The 1,082-nt window shown below is 61.7% G+C and carries 1 protein-coding gene; it reads left to right on the top strand.

Annotation, left to right across the window (positions count from 1 at the left end):
• Nucleotides 1-104: 104 nt before the first annotated feature.
• Complete coding sequence (locus CH285_RS22135) at nt 105-1,082, top strand: IS481 family transposase (RefSeq protein WP_094643295.1); 978 nt, start codon at nt 105-107, stop codon at nt 1,080-1,082.

Genomic DNA, 1,082 nt, shown 5'->3' with positions numbered 1-1,082 from the left:
TGTAATGAGCAGGGACGTTGTGGACGGCGTGGCAGCGACAGATAGGTGAGGACCTCCGGTATCGGTGTGGTTACCACAACTGCACCGACAACCGAGAGGTCCTCGTGTCACACGCTAATGCCTTGCTCACCCCGAAGGGGCGATTGAAACTCGCGACATCGATCGTCGACGACGGATGGTCGATCCGCCGAGCGGCCGAACGATTCCAGGTTTCACCGACCACAGCCAAGAAATGGGCCGATCGATACCGCACCGGCGGCCCACCGGCAATGGCCGACCGCTCGAGCAGACCCCACCACAACCCGAACCGGACACCGACCCGCACCGAACGCCGAATCATCAACCTGCGCTTCCTCCGCCGGTGGGGACCACACCGCATCGGCTACCACCTGCACATGCCGCACAGCACCGTCTCAGCGGTCCTACGCCGCTACAAGATGCCGCTGCTTCGTCACCTCGACCAGAACACCGGACTTGCTGTACGACGCCCGCAGCCGCATCGCTACGAGCATCCCGCTCCCGGGGATCTGATCCACATCGACATCAAAAAGCTCGGCCGAATCCCCGACGGCGGCGGACATCGCAAGCTCGGCCGCGCGATCGGAAAGCGGCACAACAAGAAACAGGGCCGCGGATACTCCTACGTCCATCACGCCGTCGACGATCACAGCCGGCTCGCGTATTCGGAGATCCTCGGTGACGAACGCAAAGAAACCGCCTCGGGGTTCTTCGAGCGCGCCAAAGCCTACTTCGCAGCCCATGACATCACGATCGCGCGTGTGCTGACCGACAACGGATCCTGTTACCGCTCAACACTGTTCGCGCAGACCCTAGGCCCTGAAATCAAACACAAACGAACCAGGCCGTATCGGCCGCAGACCAACGGCAAAGTCGAACGATTCAACCGAACCCTCAACCAGGAATGGGCCTACGCGAACACCTACCTCTCCGACGAAGCCAGAGCGGCGACCTACCAAGACTGGATCCACCACTACAATCACCACCGACCCCACACAGGCATCGGCGGCAAGTCACCCATCGAGCGACTGACCGTCCACAACGTCCCCGGGAAGAACAGCTAG

Source organism: Rhodococcus sp. 05-2256-B1 (genome assembly GCF_002258465.1).
GTDB classification, from domain to species: Bacteria; Actinomycetota; Actinomycetes; order Mycobacteriales; family Mycobacteriaceae; genus Rhodococcoides; species Rhodococcoides fascians.
This window is presented reverse-complemented; position numbering and strand designations above follow the sequence as displayed.